This is a genomic window from Sphingomonas phyllosphaerae (assembly GCF_036946485.1).
GTDB lineage: Bacteria > Pseudomonadota > Alphaproteobacteria > Sphingomonadales > Sphingomonadaceae > Sphingomonas > Sphingomonas phyllosphaerae_E.
Window position 1 is genome coordinate 170,718 of the sequence record NZ_JAQIJA010000006.1, and the last position, 16,495, is coordinate 187,212.

At 67.1% G+C, this 16,495-nt stretch carries 8 protein-coding genes and 1 pseudogene; 1 reads left to right on the top strand and 8 read right to left on the bottom strand.

Going from position 1 to position 16,495, the window contains the following annotated elements:
- Positions 1 to 39: 39 nt before the first annotated feature.
- The 3 genes from PGN16_RS16635 to PGN16_RS16645 all read right to left on the bottom strand — a co-directional run bounded on the left by PGN16_RS16635 (position 40) and on the right by PGN16_RS16645 (position 3,495).
- Positions 40 to 390, bottom strand: coding sequence for a hypothetical protein (locus tag PGN16_RS16635; protein WP_335310491.1), 351 nt, complete (start codon positions 388 to 390; stop codon positions 40 to 42).
- Complete coding sequence (locus PGN16_RS16640; protein WP_335310492.1) at positions 390 to 1,799, bottom strand: methyl-accepting chemotaxis protein; 1,410 nt, start codon at positions 1,797 to 1,799, stop codon at positions 390 to 392. The genes PGN16_RS16635 and PGN16_RS16640 overlap by 1 nt, the downstream gene beginning before the upstream one ends.
- Positions 1,800 to 2,397: 598 nt before the next feature.
- Positions 2,398 to 3,495, bottom strand: a complete 1,098-nt coding sequence (locus PGN16_RS16645; protein WP_335310493.1) for an alpha/beta fold hydrolase — start codon at positions 3,493 to 3,495, stop codon at positions 2,398 to 2,400.
- A gap of 119 nt (positions 3,496 to 3,614) precedes the next feature.
- Here PGN16_RS16645 and PGN16_RS16650 point away from each other — a divergent pair.
- Positions 3,615 to 4,330 (top strand): annotated as a pseudogene (locus PGN16_RS16650) (IS6 family transposase).
- 239 nt (positions 4,331 to 4,569) lie between these two features.
- Here the strand turns inward: PGN16_RS16650 and PGN16_RS16655 are convergent.
- The 5 genes from PGN16_RS16655 to PGN16_RS16675 form a co-directional block, all read right to left on the bottom strand.
- Complete coding sequence (locus tag PGN16_RS16655; RefSeq protein WP_335310494.1) at positions 4,570 to 6,924, bottom strand: S9 family peptidase; 2,355 nt, start codon at positions 6,922 to 6,924, stop codon at positions 4,570 to 4,572.
- 105 nt (positions 6,925 to 7,029) lie between these two features.
- On the bottom strand, positions 7,030 to 8,019 hold the full coding sequence (locus PGN16_RS16660) for an alpha/beta hydrolase (RefSeq protein ID WP_335310495.1): 990 nt from the start codon (positions 8,017 to 8,019) through the stop codon (positions 7,030 to 7,032).
- Between the two features lie 11 nt (positions 8,020 to 8,030).
- The gene (locus PGN16_RS16665; RefSeq protein ID WP_335310496.1) at positions 8,031 to 11,015 is read right to left on the bottom strand and encodes a TonB-dependent receptor; all 2,985 of its coding nucleotides are present in this window, start codon (positions 11,013 to 11,015) and stop codon (positions 8,031 to 8,033) included.
- Positions 11,016 to 11,306: 291 nt separating this feature from the next.
- Positions 11,307 to 12,764, bottom strand: coding sequence for a DUF885 family protein (locus PGN16_RS16670; protein WP_335310497.1), 1,458 nt, complete (start codon positions 12,762 to 12,764; stop codon positions 11,307 to 11,309).
- Positions 12,761 to 16,495 (bottom strand): LamG-like jellyroll fold domain-containing protein, encoded by a 3,735-nt coding sequence (locus PGN16_RS16675; protein WP_335310498.1) that lies wholly within the window; start codon positions 16,493 to 16,495, stop codon positions 12,761 to 12,763. The genes PGN16_RS16670 and PGN16_RS16675 overlap by 4 nt, the downstream gene beginning before the upstream one ends.

A 16,495-nucleotide genomic window follows, 5' to 3' on the forward strand; every position in this document is an offset into this window, starting at 1 on the left:
GCTGCTGGCGGTGATCGACCTTCAGGCGACGTGTGGCGATCATGCCAGATACGCCTCGGCCGCCTCCTGCGTGAGGAAGACATCCGAGTAGAGAGGATCGTGCGAGCGTTTCGTATGGTTCTTCCGGGCGGAATCGCGCACCACGACCGCGACGCGGTCATTCTTGCGATAAAGCACCGGCAAAACTCTCTCGATATGACCGGCGACTTCGGGCGGATGTGCCTCCGCCTTCCGCAGATCGATCATCAGGCGCACGCCCTGCGCGGTGCGGCGCTCTGCGACCAGCAACGTCGATAGCTCACGGAAGTGCTGCTGCGCTTCGGCCAGCGTCGCCAGGCCGCTGCCATGGACGAGAATATAGCTGGATCGCTTCTGGATCTGTAGCGGCATCAGAAGGACGCCCAATCTTCCTGCGCGGTCTGGCGCAGCGCAGTAATTCGCGCGGCTGAGTGCACGATCGCGAGCTTTGAATGGCGCCGGTTCGCAGCGTGGCGCTGCGGCACGGCCTGACGGCCGCTCTGCTCGGCAAGCGTGAACCGCGCGACTTCCGCTGCCAGGTTTTGCGCCTCGGATGCCAGGCTGCGCGTCGCCGCGGTCGCCTCTTCCACCATCGCCGCATTCTGCTGCGTCACGCCGTCCATCTCGGAGATGGCGGAATTGACCTGCTGGAGACCGATCGCCTGCTGCTCGGCTGAGGCGGCGATCGTCGAGACGATCGTGTTGATCTCCTCAACGCGGCCGATGATGCCGCGCAGCGCCGACCCGGTGGCGCTCACCAGCTCAACCCCGGCCTCGACCTGCACCGTCGAGGCGGCGATCCGCGCCTTGACGTCCTTGGCCGCATCCGCCGAGCGCTGCGCCAGCGCGCGCACCTCGGAGGCGACGACCGCAAAGCCCTTGCCGGCGTCCCCGGCGCGCGCCGCCTCGACGCCGGCATTGAGCGCCAGCAGGTTGGTCTGGAAGGCGATGCCGTCGATGACGCTGATGATCTCGCCGATCTCAACCGACGTGCGCTCGATTCCGTCCATCGCGGTCACCGCGCGCGCGACGATCTCACCGGACGAATGCGCCTCACCACGCGCCTGCAGCACCAGCGCGCTGGCCTTGTTCGCCCCCTCGGCGGTCTGGCGGACCGTGGCTGTGATCTCGTCCATCGCCGCGGCGGTTTCCTCGAGTGCCGCCGCCTGCTGCTCGGTCCGGCGCGACAGATCGTCTGACGCAGCGCGGATGTCAGCGCTCCCGCTGTTGATCCCGTCCGCAACCACCGACACGCTGTTCAGCGTCGAAGCCATTGCCGCCATCGCGGCGTTGAAGTCGTGGCGGACCGTCTCGAACTGCTCGGGCAGCGGCGCGTTGATCTGCAGCGTCAGGTCGCCTGACGCCATCCGTCCGAGCCCGGAGCCCAGCGCCTCGACCATCGCCTGCGAGTCCGCGGTGGCGCGCCGGATCGTCTCGGCATTGTCCCGGAAGACGCGCATCGCCCGGCTCATTCGCCCCACACAGTCGCGATGGTCGGAAAACAGGATGTCGGCGTCGAGATCGCCTGCCGCGAGCGCTTCCATCCGCATCACGGTCGTGACGTAGGGATCGCTGATCAGCTTGCCGCTGTACCAGGTCAGTAGAACGGGCAACGACGCCAGCGCCGAGCCGCCCAGCATGATACTCCACACCTCGGCAGACGGCGACATCGCCGCCATGTAGATCAGGCTGAGGCTCAGCGCCGCGACAAGGATCTGGAAGGCGATAACCACGCGGAATTTGACGCGGATCGGGGCGTTGTTTCGGAACCAGGCAATCATCTTCGTACTCCTACCGGCCGGCAGAACTAGCGAAGCTCAATAAATTTCCATTGCCGAAACGGTGCTTTGCAGTGATCTGTGTAATCGATTATAAAGATTAAGTGGTTGGGATGAAGTTTAGAGAAGATTAACCATTAGAACTGGCTGCAGGAGCGACATCCAGCGACATAAAGATCAAGACGTTTGTCTCAGTATTTACAATCTTTGTTCTTTTACAACCGAGAAAGTGGTTGTGAATGTTTTCAACGGTTAAGATAAGGTTGAAACCCACCAGTATCTACGGAGCAGTGGCGCAAATCCATGGTTTCTGGTTCTGCTCGTGATCATCCGAAGCGAGCAGGAGCGCCTTCAAGGGGGCATGATGCGGGTTCAGGCACGTTCGCCCTTTAATGCGCGCGAGAGGCAAAGAGGACCGAGGCAGGGCCTTTCGCCTCCATCCGCGGCGGCGCGTTTACCACGCGCCGGTCACAATTTTCTCGAACTGTTCAGCGCCTAAACAACGCCAACCGCTAGCCGTCGTGATGAAGATGAACAAACGTCGGCTGTTGGGAAGTCCTGCCCACCGATTAGCTTTCCGGCTGTGGGGCGTTTCGCCAAACTAATCAGTGCGTCGGAGCAGGTCCACCAAGTCCTGCTTCCAGAACCTCGCTGCGGTGTGGGTGCCGTGACCGCGGGTGTCAGCCGTCTCAGGGATGAGGCGAAATCGAGCATCTCTCATTCGGGCAACCGCGCGCTGCGGATAATCAAGGTTGCGCGGATTGATGAAGTCATCAGCCGAGTTCACCCAGGTGGTGGGCGTGGTGATCGCTGCCAGCAGCGGCCAGGGATCGTACGTACGCGACGCATCGACCAGATAAATCAGGTCGTTCGCGTCGGTGCCCGTGATCGATGCCGCCACCCGCTCGCGTGCAAATGCCTCGGCAGCTTCGCGCCGGGGGTATTGTGCCTGAAAGTAGAGGGGGGCGGCACCGGCAACGAACAGCAGGCTTGCGGCGGTGCGGAGCCCCTGCACAGGCGGAGTCCGGTATTCGCCGTCAGCCCATGCCGGGTCTGCCTTGATCCCATCGATCACTAGCGTGCGCCACATCCGGTTGAGGCCGGCGATCTCGACGGGCTCGCAGGCCAGCGGCATCAGCGCGCGTGCAAAGTCTGGGTGCGTCTCGCCCCAGACCAGGCTGTGCATGCAGCCCATCGACGTTCCCATGATGAGACGCATTCGTCGGATGCCGAGCCCGTCGTGCAGCAGTCGGTATTGCGCCTCAATCATGTCGTTATAGTCGTAGCGCGGGAAGCGCATGTGCAGGCCGTCCGATGGTTTGGTCGATTTGCCGTGGCCGATCGCATCGGGAAGGATGATCCAGTAACGTCTGATGTCCAGGGGCTGGCCAAGGCCGTAAAGCTCGTCCGCGAACTGCGGCGCCAGGAACTGGCGGCCCGTGCCCCCGGTGCCGTGCAGGATCATCACTGCATTGTCGATCTCACCCCTGCTGTTGCGGTGAGGCGATCCCAGCGTCGTGTAGTTGATGCTCAACTCCGGCAGGGACTCGCCCGAGCGGAAGCGAAAATCCCGGACGGTGAATTGTGCCTCGCGTGCCGGCCACTTCGACACGACCGCTGCCGGTTTGGACGCTGACGCGAGCGGAGGCGTCTGGGTTGCGGTGGCCTGAAGAAGCAGAAGCGGCAGGAGAGACAGCATGTCTTATCGTCGCGCTGCTCCGCCTTGGGTGCAAGCGGCCAATTCAAACCGACCCGCGGGCACCGTCAAACCAAATGCACCTGCTGGTAAACGGATGAGGCTGGGGTAGGGCGGGGGTCATGCCCCGCCCGCGTAAGCCAGCCTCACCGTTCCGCTACTTCAACTCCTCGCCGGAGGTGATCCGGCTGGTGGTGCTAATGTACGTGCGGTTTCCGCTCAGCCTGCGGAACGTCGAGGACCTGCTGTTCGAGCGCGGCATCGACATCTGCCACGAGACGGTCAGGCTGTGGTGGAACAGGTTCGGTCCGCTGTTCGCCGGTGACATCCGCCGCCAGCGGGTGAGCCGGATGCGCGGCTTTCGTCACTGGCGCTGGCACGTGGACGAAATGTACGTGAAGCTGAATGGCGAGATGGTCTACCTGTGACGGGCGGTGGATCATGAAGGCGAGGTGCTGGAAAGCTACGTCACCCGCACCCGCGACAAGGCAGCCGCGCTTGCCTTCATGAAGAAGGCGCTGAAGCGCCACGGCTCGCCCGAGGCGATCACCACCGACGGCTGCGCAGCTACCGTGCCGCCATGAACGAGCTTGGCAACGCCGGGAAGCAGGAGGTGGGTCGTTGGGCGAACAACCGGGTGGAGAATAGCCATCTGCCGTTCCGAAGGCGGGAGAGGGCGATGCAGCGCTTCCGGCAGATGAAGACGCTGCAGAAGTTCGCATCTGTCCACGCCAACGTCCACAATCACTTCAGCCTGGAACGCCACCTCATCGATCGACAAACCTACCGGGAGCGACGCTCCGCCGCACTGGCGGAGTGGCGGACGCTTGTCGGCTAAACGTCGCCGTCAAAGACCGAGATGCATCGTGTGGAGAGCGGTTCGCATTAGACTGACAGCACCGCCACTTCAACGCCTGACGCGGCTGGCCCAGCGCCGCTATTCTCTGTCAGTTCTGTGCGGGCAACAGCGTGTCATGAGCAGGCGGCGCTTCGATCCTATATCCGGATTTCGTCGTCACCAATCTCGCGCGCTGAGCGCAGGGGTGATCCCGTCGACACGGTGGGCATCCAAGCGCCTTAATGTGGCTGGACTGCTGCCGGTCGACTCTTCCCATTCTCCGGCGGCCGTGGGTTCGGCAGCGGGAGAGGAGGCGGTGTCTCGCCCAGGAGGTTGCGGACGAAATACTCGCGCAGCTTTCGCCAGAAATAGGGCTGGAACACGTTGTGTGACGTGTTCGGCAGGATCACGACATCGACGTCGCGGCGCCGGGCGATCAACTCGCTGGCCAAGCGGAAGCTTTCGACCACCGGCACGTTGTCGTCCACGTCGCCATGCACCAGCAGCAGCTTGCCGACCAGATTGCCCGCGACCGACATGTTGGAGTTGCGCTCCCATAGCTCGGGCGAGGCCAGGCCCATCGACACTTCGGGCCACCATGCCTTGTCGAGCCGCAGTTCGTGATTGCCGGCACCCGCCACCGCGACCTTGAAGAATTCCGGCCGGCGCAGGATGAAGCGCGCCGCGTCATAACCGCCTGCCGACATGCCGAACACGCCGACTCTGTCGAGATCGATATAGGGATATCGCGCGGCCATCTGACGGATCATCGCGATATGATCGTCCAGTCCGACCTCGCCCAAATTCTGATAGGCGGGCAGCCGGAAGGCCTGACCGCGACCGGAGGTGCCGCGGGCATCGATGCTGACGACGATCGCGCCGAGCTGCGCGACGCTCGCCGGGGCCGATCGCACCGTCGCCTGCCAGCTTTGCGGGACGATATGCGTCGTCGGCCCGGTATAGGCGAAATCGATGATCGGGTAACGACGGGCCGGATCGAAATTGGCCGGCCGCCAGATAATGCCGTAGAGCGGCGTCTTGCCGTCGGCGGCCACGCCGCGAAACGGCTCCGCCACGGTGAAGCCGGTTGCCGACAAGGCCGCCGGATCGGCTTGGCCAAGGGTGGCAACGATCCGCCCGTCGATCGCGGAGCGGAGCAGGGTGACGGTCGGCGTCGTCGGGCTCGACATGGTGTCGACGAACCAGCGCCCGTCGGGCGAGATCTGCGTATCGTGGTCGAGCGGCTCCGGCGTCAGCAGCCGCGGCTGCGATCCGTCGAGCGCCACGCGGTACAAGGCGCGGTAATAGGGGTTGCGATCCCGTTCGCGACCATTGCCGGTCAACAGCAAGGTGCGCGGCGTATCGGCGCGCGCCACGCCCGTCACTTCCCCTGGTCCCCGCGTCAGCGGCAAGCCGCCATCGGGATCGTCGGGCCGCACCAGATAGAGCTGTGCCCAGCCGCTCCGTTCCGAAACGACCAGTTCGCCGCCCAGATCGGGGGCCGGCCAGATCTGCGTGGCGGTGACGGTGACAAGCGGCTTGATCGCCTCGCGCGCGACGACGGTCGCCGCGCCGGTTTCGGGGTCGGCGTGAAAGACCTCCAGCTTGCCATAGCCGCGCTCGGTCCATTGCGACCGCACCAGATTGCCGTCCCAGCCGTAATAAGGCTCGGTCGGATAGAGCAGCGATTCGGCCGGCACCGCGAGCGGGACGAGCCGGGCGCGACGGCGTTTGAGCGCGCGTTCGACATCGACGGTATAGAGCGTCACCTGCGGCACCGCGGCGGCCCCGGCGAGCAGATAGATGTAGCGAAAGCTGCGCGGCAGCAGCCCGCCCGGATTTTCCTGCGTCATCGTCAGCGGGGCGACCCCGCGCGTGTCGAGCCGGAAGGTCGCGATCGAGCGGCCATCGGGCGACCAGCGCACCGACACCGGCATCTTCGGCTCTTCGGTTCCCTGCGTCAGGATCTCCGACAGCAGCGGCAGGGTACGCCCGTAAGGACGCTCCCGATCGCCATCGCTGGTCAGCGCCACCTCGCGGCCTGAACGCGTGTCACGCGCGACGAGATTATAGTTGCGCGCGAAGATCTCGAACCGACCGTCAGGGGAGCGTGCCCCGTCGCCCTGCGGCGGCCCGGCCGGCGCCTCCTTCAGCGTGCCGGCGTCGTCGAGCGTCCAGCGCTTGCCCATGAAGCCGAACTGGAACGTGCCGGCGGCATAATCCGGTGATTCGAGTTGCACGGCCCAGGGCGCAACCTCTTTGCCCGTGGCGTGCGACAAGAGCGTGGCGAGCGTGGCTTCGTGGGTGAGGATGCGCGACGATCCGGTGCGCAGGTCGAGCAGGCTGACGTCACGCTTGCCCAGAATGCCGGGGCGATAGATCAGCGCATGGCCGTCAGCGGTGAACACGGGTTGCAGATCGGCATTCAGCGACAGCCGCTCGTTGCCGATACCCAGCGCCTTGTCCGCCAGCTCGTAGCGTTCGGCGATCGTGGGTTGTAGGTGCGCGCCGGAGCCCGTCGGCTGCGCGAAGCCGCTCGCCTCGCCCGCGATGATGGCGAACGCTATCCGCGCGACCCAAACGCCAATACGCACCTGCTACCTCCCCGAATAATCATCGTATCATGTATACGGTGGACGAGGCTGGCAAGCGTCGTGTGCGGGCGGGCGCGGAGGCGCAGTTACGTGCAGCGGTTTGCGTCAGACGGGCGATCCCGCCTCAGCCCATGTGCGGAAAAGCTCGAGCCAGGCACGCGCCGGCTTGTCGGCCGCCTTGCGTATGCCGAAGCCGTGACCACCCTGCGCGAACAGATGGGTTTCGACCGACACGCCCGCGGCGCGCAACGCCGCCCGCATCTCCAATGTGTTGCCGACCGGAACGACATCGTCGTCCTCGGCATGGACGAGGAAGCAGGGCGGGGTATCGCGGGTGACGTTGTGCGCCGGCGTGTGCGCACGCTCCTGCGACGGTGCGGCATCGCTGCCGATCAGCAAGGTCCGCGACCCGGCGTGCGCGAGCGGCGCGCTCATCGACTGGACGGCGTAGATCGGCGCGGCACGGTCAGGGCGCGCGGACAGGCGGTCGGCGGCGTCAACCGGCGCATATGTCGCGGTGGCGAAGCGGGTGGCGAGATCGCCGCACACATGGCCGCCGGCGGAAAAGCCCATCGCCGTCACCTTGCCGGGATCGATGCCATACGCATCGGCGCGAGCGCGGATCAGGCGGATCGCACGCTGCGCATCGGACAAAGCGACATCGGGGCCGGCCGCCCAACCGTCGCCGGGCAGTCGGTAGAAGAGCACGAACACGGTATAGCCGCGCGCCGACAGCCACTGGCCGACCTCATACCCTTCCTTGTCGATCACGACCCAGCGGTAGCCACCGCCCGGCGTGACCAGCACCGCCGCGCCGTTGGGCGTGGCGGGACGGAACACGACCAGGCGCGGGCGGACGATGCCGTGTACCGCCCGGTCCGACTGGCGCGGATCGGTGCTGCGCTCGACGACGGTTTCGACCGGTGCGCGGGCCGGCATTCCGGGCGCGCCGCCGGGCCACAGGTCGATCGTTTCGCGTGGGTCACGCGCGCGCCCCGCCACGGTCGGCGGCGGCGTCTGCGCAGGGGCCGTTCCTCCGCCGATCACGGCGGCCAGCGTACCGACCAAAGCGTTGCGACGATCGATCGCCCTCATCGGCGCTCTCCTCACATCTTGAAGCGCGCGCCGAACAGGATCGTGCGCCCGAAATGATTGTATTCATAGTTCCGGTTGGCATCGAGATCGGTGTAGCGGCTGCGGTAATTGTCGGTGAGGTTGGTGCCTTCGAGCGACACCTCGACGTTCGGCGTGATCTTGTACCGGACCGAGGCGTCGACGTTGAGCGACGAGTTATAGCCTTCGAAGATGTTGCCGGTCCCCGATCCGCCGTCGATATACGGCCCGCGATAGCTGACCGAGCCGCGCGCGCTGAACCGCGCATCCTCGTAGTAGAGCGTGCCGTTGTACGCGCGCTTCGACAGGCCGTAGAGCGTCTCGGTGCGTGTCACCGCCACCAGCGCGCCGCCCGGTGTCACCGCCGGGCCGCTCTGCGTATAGCTGGCGTCCGATCCGATGAAGGTGGCGTTCGCGATTACGCCGAAGTTGCGCAGGAAGCCGGGCAGGAAGCGCAGCGCGGTCTGGAACGACAATTCCATGCCCTTCAGCGACGCGCCGGTGCCGTTGGTGACCGAGGTGATCTGCCACAACTGCCCCTCCGGGTTCGACGCCGCGGGCGAGCTGGGCGGGATGATCGAGGTCGGCAGCCCGGTCGAGGCATAGGTGCCGGTGGTGGTCACCGATACCGGGAAGCTGTCCACGGTCTTCTTGAACAGCGCCACCGACAGGATCGACTGCGGCGCGAAATACCATTCGGCGGCGAGGTCGTAGGAGGTGGCACGGAACGGATCGAGCTGCGGATTGCCGAAGCTGATCCGATAGTTGAACCCGTCGACCGAGCCGCCCGGGGTGAGGTTGCCGAGCGTCGGGCGGGTCATCACCTTCGACACCGCGCCGCGAACGATGATCTCTTCGGTCGGGAACAGCGCGACGTTGAGCGCGGGCAGCCAGTCGTCATAGCCGCGCCGCACCGTCACCGCGGTGCCGTTGTTGAGCCCGGTCGAGGTCTGTTCGGTGCGGACGTAGCGCATGCCGGCATTGGCGGCATAGCGCAGGCCGAGCAGCTCGCCCTTGATGTCGAATTCGAGATAGCCGCCCTTCACCTCCTCGACGACGTTGCGGATGTTGCCGACGTCGGGCGCGAGCGCGCGGTCGTAGAGGCCCGTATAATCCGCCGCCGCGGCGATGTTGGGGATCAGGAACGTCGTCGTCGTGCCCGACGGCTGACCCGCCTTGCCCAGCTCGAACGTCTCGCCGAGGTTGCCCGCCGGGAAGCCGTAGACCGCACCGGGCGCGAACACCTGCGACGAGGGCGAGCAGGTGACGGTGCCGAGCACCACATCGGGGGCGGCGGTCGTCTTGGTCGGGCAGACGGTCGCGTCACGGGTATAGGCGGTCGAATCGAATTCGAACCGGCGCCACACTCCGCCGACCTTCGCCTTGAAATTGTCGGTCACGTCCCATTCGGTGCGCAGTTGCGCCGTGCGGAACGTGTTGACGACGTCGGACGGTCGATCGCGTATTTCGGCGAGCTGGAAATTGGCCGGATCGGTGACGCTGGAGCCGAACGTCAGCTTCGGCTGCCACATGTCGGTATAGTCGTAGCTGTAATTCTGCGCGGTGCGGTTGTCGAAGACGAAGGTCGTCTCGACCGGGATCGTCGCCTCGGAGCGTGAAATGCCGCCGAGCAGCGTGAAGCGGAAGCGGTCGCCCAGATCCTGATCCCAGCTGCCGCCGATCTGGTAGAATTCGGTCTGCGACTTGCGGAAATAATGTTCGGTCCGCACCCACGCATCGTTGAGCGTCGCCGACGTCATGTTGCCGCGATCGTCGTAGGTCGGGTTGAGCAGGTCGATCGACCGCTCGTTCGAGCGCAGCAGCACCTCGCCCCATTTCTCCTCGCGATCCTCGCGGAAGCGCGAATACAGGCCGTCGATCGAGATCTTGGTCGCCTCGCTCGGCGCAAACTGGATGCTGCCGGTCACGCCGAGCCGCTCGCGATCGTGCAGCACCTCGCCATAGCGCGGGATGCGCGGGTGGAAGGCGAGCGCCGCCTGGTCGCACGCGGCGCTCGACCGGTAGGTGCCGCCGCTGTTGCGCACCGGCGTGGTGCCGGTGGCGCTGTTGTAGAAGCACGGCGTGCCGTTCACCGAATCGAAGCGCGCCTGCGCCCAGCGCACGGTGTTGTTGCCGAGTTCGAGGATGTTGGTCTTGCTGTACGCCGCCGACACGGCCGCGCCGAACGTGCCGGCCTCGTTCTTCCACGACAGCAGCCCGGCGACGCGCGGGCGGACCTTTTCGGACAAATCGTTGTAGCTGCCCTGTACCGAGCCGACGAGCGTCACCCCGGCCTTGCCGCCCAGCGGATTGCCGGTGTTGAGATCGACCACCGCGCCCAGCGACCCCTCGTCGAGCGATGCCTCGGCGGTCTTGTGGACGACGATCGAGTTGAAGAGTTCCGACGCGAAGACGTTGAAGTCGAAGGCACGATCGCGGTTGGAGCTGGCGCCGTCGGTCGAGGTGGCGACCGTCTCCATGCCGTTGACGCGCACGCGCGTGAATTGCGCGCCAAGCCCGCGGACGGTGATCGCCCGCCCTTCGCCCGCGTCGCGCTGGATCGAGATGCCGGGAATACGCTGGAGCGATTCGGCGAGGTTCTGGTCGGGGAATTTGGCGATGTCCTCGGCGACGATCGCATCGACCGCGCCGACCGACTCACGCTTGACGTTCAGCGCGGCGTCGAGCGACCGGCGAAACCCGGTGACGATGATGTCGGCGGCGGCGCCGTCCTCGATCGGTGCAGCGGTGATCGCAGCCGGATCGGCGGGGGTCGTCGCCTCCTGAGGTGCGACCGCGGTCTGGGCCGGGGCGGGATCGGTATGCGGTGGGTCGCCTGGCGCCGGGGTGGCGGGTATGGCCGCCGCCTGTGCGAACACCGGCGCGGGTACCGCCAACGCCAACGCGACCGCCGCCAGCGAACTGCCGCGCCGGTACAACGTGTGGCTGCGCTCGCCCATCGCGCGAAACTCGACCATTTCACCTCTCCCCTCTGGCATGGACGTGCACCGCCGATGCGCGCGCAAGCGCTCCGCTCGCCGGTTCGCCGGAGACGTGTCCTTTGGTCCGCGCCGTCGACGCAGGCAGACGATCCTCTCCAGCGATGAACCCATTTGCGGTTCAGCTTGCGGGCACTGTCCCTCATCAAGGTAACCGGTGTCAACCCGCTTTGTCGATCATGTGCAGGCTGGCCGAAAGATCATTTTTCCTTCGATCCCGAGGACCTGCGCGGAGCATTTGCGAAAGGCGGTGGTGCGCCGTCGCGCGCCTCAGACAGCGGCGTGCAAATCCTCGTCGCGCCGCCGCCCTGCGCGCAGGAACGGGATCAATCCCTCTGGCTGCTGCGCCATCCGCTCCCTGATCGAAAGCCAACTCGTCGCCTCCGCCACCCGGATGCCGGGCTCGACGAGGATGCGGCCGATGTCGGTGGCGAAATCGATGAAATAGGCAGGTTCGCCAAGTAGTTGCTCAAAACGCTGGCGCACCTCGGGGATCGGGGTTCCTCGCCAGTGGATCGCCAGATCGGCGCGCGCGCGGCTTACCCGGAACAGCAACCAGTGGAGATGCCCGAGCGCAACGAGCGGGTCGTCGCCGAGCCATCCAGCCGTGGCGGCCATCTCCTCGGCGTGAATGGCCCAGCCTTCGGGAAAGCCGACCGCATATTCCAGCCGTAGCGGATGGGGAGGCCTGCTGGCTTCCAGCGGCATCTGAAGCAAATGCCCGGGTAGCAGTTCGTGCGCGACCACGCTTGGCAAGGTCCAGCGTGGCCGCGCCGCGATGCGGCGGAGATCGACCACATAGGCGCCCGAGGCGGTCGGGGTCGGCAGTTGGCGAAAGCCCTGAACGCCGGCGGCCAGTTCCGAAGCAGTCATCCCGCGCACCGCTACGTCGAGCGGCCATGACGGGACATCCGGGACAATTCCACGCAACGTCGCGCGGATCGTCGCGAGCACGCCGTTCATGTCGTCCACCGCGGCCGCACGACCGCGGACATCGTCGGGATAGTGGTAGCGCGCGTCGCGCCACAATCGTCGGTACCGATCGCCGAGCACCCCGTTCCGATCGCCACGCGCGGCGAACAGCGCCTGCGCCCGCGTCATCAGTCGCGCCTCTTCGCGCGCGAGCAGGCGATCGGCAGCCACGGGCGACACCGCCACGCCGTGTCGCCGCAGCAGAAGCGCATACCACGCCGGACCGTGCGGCAAATGGAGCATCCCCGGCGGCGGTGCCTGTTCGCGCAGCGCCGCCAGCGCTCCGGCAAGCCGTTGGAGCGCGGCGGTGACCGCCGGCGCCGCGACGCGAGCGTGGATCGCAGCGACCGTATCGTCGAGCGCGGCGCGTGGCAGCATCACGCCTCGCTTTGCATCGGCGACCACCGCCTCCCGCTCGGCATCGATCGCCGCGGGATCGGTGGCGCGCTGCCAAATGCCGGTGCGCGCACTGACGCGATAGGGGCTGCGGCCCGGTGCGCCGATCGTCGCCAGCGCGGCATCGCAGGCGAGCCCGGCGCGTGCGGTCAGCAGGTCGAGCCTGGCGCTTTCGTCCAGCGCAGCGGGGTCGACCGGGTCGAGAAGCGCGCGTCCGACGCGTGGGGGCAGGGCGGCGGCGCGATCGAGAAGCGCGTGGAGTGACGCTTTGGTTACCGGTGTCTTTGCTGCCTCGAGCCGCGGCGCAAGCGTCGTCGCGAGCAATCCGGCCAGCGCCGCGCGTCGCGTGGGTGTGATCATTTCGGCAGCGGCACGCGATTGTTGGCGCGCGTCACCTCCGCCGCATCGCCGGTCAATGCCACCTCCACCGTCAGTTCCCGCGCCGCGGCCCCGCGCGGGATCGCGAGCGGCACGGTCGCGACGCGCGGACGAAGGTCGAGCGGGGCGGCGAGCGGCGGTATGGGGGCGCGCGCCACTTCGGTGCCGGCGCTATCGATCAGGCGCGCGATTCCGCCCGTCGTCGGCGCGCCGCCGAGGCTGTGGACGGTCACGATCGCGCGCGCGCCGCGTCGCACCACGTCGTCGGTGCCGATGCCGAGATCCGGCCGCGTCTCGACCGCGCGCGCCTCGTCGACGAGCGTCAGGTCGAGCACGGTCGTCACATGCGGCGCGAAACCGACCGGAACGCTGCTGCCGCGTTCCAGGGTTATCGTGGTCGGCGGGGCCTGCCAATTGACCGTGCGCCCGTCGTCGGTGCTGGTGCCGACCCGCATCGTCCAGCGGCCCGGCGCGACGTTCCACCCGGTCATCTGCGCCTGTCGCAACGCATCGGCGAGATTGTGGGCGATCACGCGGAAATGGCGCTGCGTCGCGTCGCGGACGAGAAGCGCGACATCGGTGCCGTCACCCGGCGCGGCGAAGCGCCAGCTGACGACGTGCCCCGGCCACGTCTGGTTGCGGCGCAAGGCGACGCCGCCTAGCCGCTCGCGCTGGAGCAGGCTGGTATCCATGTCGACGCGATCGGACCACCAATGGCCTTCGGTGAGCATGTACATGCGCTGCGTCTTCTCGGTCGCGCCCGCGGCGTGGAGCGCGGCGAGCGGGGCGGGATCGCCGCTGCGCTCGACCGCAGCCAGCGTCGCCAGTTCGCTGCCGCCAGTCAGCGCGGGCAGCCCCGGGATCAACGCGGGCGCCTCCGCGATCTCGCGGACGTCGCCTTTCGCGATCCGCGTCTCCCAAGGGCGCAGGAAGCGCGCGTCGCCCGAGAAACGCCATGCCGCCCACGCCGATTGCAGCGGAGTCGACGCTCCGCCGCCATCCCCGGCGCGCACCTGATCGGTCCGCCAGTTGATCTCGTTCGGATAGCGCCAGTGCCCGTTTGCGTCGCGCGTGCCATGCGCCATCCAGCCGTCGATCACGTCGGTGACGAGGCTGCGCGCGACGGGATTGGCGTTGTAGAGCCCGATCAGCAGCGGGGCATGCATCACCGTGAAGCTGTACGGTTTCTGCCACGCCCAGGGATCGTCGCGGTACATCGTCGTCGCGCCGTACCAGCTGGAGGCGAAATGCCGGTGCCCGGCGGGGTTGGTGAGGATCACCTTGTCCAGCCCGCGCACCGTCGCCATCAGCCGCTCGACCGCCCTGGGCTCGCCCCAGTTGAGATAGAGCCGCGCCGCATCGGCGTTCATTCCCTCTTCGTAGGCGTGCAGTTCGTCGGTGGTGATCGTCCCGAGCCCGTCGGTCATCATCCCGTTTTTGTAGACCGCATCGGACAGCGCGCGCAGCGAGGCGTTCAGCTTGTCGGGCATCACCCCCATCAGCGCGAGGCCCGGCCATTGCTGGACGAGGTCGGTGTCGTCGGACAGCCCGCCGCCGAAGTCGCCGTAAGGCACCTGCCGCTCGTCGATCCACCATTCGAAGAAGCGGCGGACCAGCTTCAGCTCCTCGACCTGCCGGAACGCCCATGCCGGGACGCCGGCCGGAACGGCGGGCAGCGTGACCGCGGGCAGGTTCTCGGGGCGATAGTCGATGTCCGCCCAATAGGCGCGCGCCTGCGGATGATCCGGATCGACGCGCAGCAGGTCCGAGATGTCGGTGTAGAGCCGGTCGTAGAGCGCGGCGCGACGAGAGGCGGTATGTTCCTCGACCAGGAACGCCCAATTGTCCTTCACCTGATGGAAGCGATCGGCGACATGCTCCTTCAGCGCCGCGGCGCGTGGCTTGAACACCAGCCGGACGCGCGCCCCCTTGAGGCTGTCGACCCCGAACGCCGGGTCGGCCGAGGCGATCGACAGCATCATCGGCTTGTCGGGCAGGATGCGGTCGCGCAGGTCGAGCCACAGCGTCCGCGCCTTGCCCGCCGGCACCGAAAGCTGGACGTCGATCAAGTCGCGTCCCGGCCACAGCGGATCGGCGACGCGGATGTCGAGCGGCACGGGCGCGCTGCCCGCCAGCGCGGGCACGTCGATCGCGACGCCGTCGAGCCCATCGTGGACGTTCTGCCAGCCGTAATCCCAGGCGCGCGCGAGCGGCTGGTCGGCGAAGGCGGCGCCGAAGCTCTGCGGGATCAGGACGTGGACGATCGGTGCCGCGCCGGCGACGCGTTCCGCAGCCTTGGTCTGCGCCCCCGCCGCGCCGACGGCGACCTTCTGTCCTTCGGTCGGCATCGCGATCAGGGTCGCGCGCTCGTCGGGCGCGTAGCGGCCCGCCAGATAGTGTCGCAGCGGCGCGAGGGCGGCCAGTTGCGGAGCCACCGCGGGGTCGATCGTATAGCTCAGCTGGAAGCTACCACCGGGCACGTCGCCGGCACCGATGTCATAGGCCCAAAGTTCCTGGATCGGCTGTTCGGGCATGATGTTGGCGAAGCTCAGCGTGCCGCCGGTGCGTCGCTCGACCCGCGCGACGCTGCGCACCACGCCTTGCGGCCGCGTCGCCAGCCGCGCACCGTTCCACGTCAGCGCGCCATAAGCGGCGCCGCGCAGTTCGATCTGGTTGAACGCCTCATCCGCGGGCACGGTCAGGTCGTAGCGGCCACCGCCTTCGACATAGGTGTTCCAGTCGGGCAGCGTGAAATAGTCGTTGCGGCCCGGCAGGCGCGAGCGATTGTAGACGCCCGGCCACGTCGTCTCGGCGATCCCGTCGACGCCTTTCCACATCCATTGTTTCTGGTCGCGCGCATCGGCGAATTCGACCTTGCGGACGCGCGTGACGGGATCGCGCACCAGCGGCGGGGTACCGGTATCCCAGCCGAAGCGATGCAGCCACGCCTGCCGCCGGCCGCTGGCGGTCGGCTCGGAAACCACCGGCTCGCGCCCCGCTGCCAGCGCGGCGGCGGCAGGGGCGTCGAGCATCCGGTCGTAGACGCGAATCTCGTCCAGGTCCGACCCGCGCATGAAATTGTAGCGGCTCTGCACCTGATGCGGCGACAGCACGCGTCCGGCCATGCCGAACTGGTCGAGCCCGGTGTCGAGGTCCGCCTTCTGGTCCTTGCGGGCCACTTCGCGTCCATCGACGAACAACCGCACCCCGATCGTCTCATCCCAGGCGAAGGCGATATGCGTCCAGTCGCTTGCGGCAGGCGGCTGGTCGATCCGCCACGACACGCGCACGCGCGACAGATTGGCGTCGGTGACGAAGGCGTCGAAGCCGTGGCCGTTCCAGTCGATGCGCAGGAACGCCATGTCCCAGCTCGAATGATCGGCGAAGGCGACGCGGAAGATGTTGAACGGCGTGGTGCCGACCGGCGTCCGCGCGCGCCAGAAGAACGCCAGCGTCCCGCGCTGTGCCCGGATGTTGCCGGGTGCCTTCCATGCGACATAGCCGTCGTCGGCCCAGCGCGCCGCACCGCCGATCCTGCCGTCCGGCACCACGTCCACCTTGGCGCGGAAGTTGGGCACCGGATCGCCGCCCGCGACCTCGGCCTCGAGCGTGCGATCGGCGGAGGCGCGGAACAGCAACCCGTCCTGCGCGACCGCCGGTGTCGCCACCAGTGACAGGAGCGAGGCGGCGGCGAGCAGCGTGGCGCGCGTCAT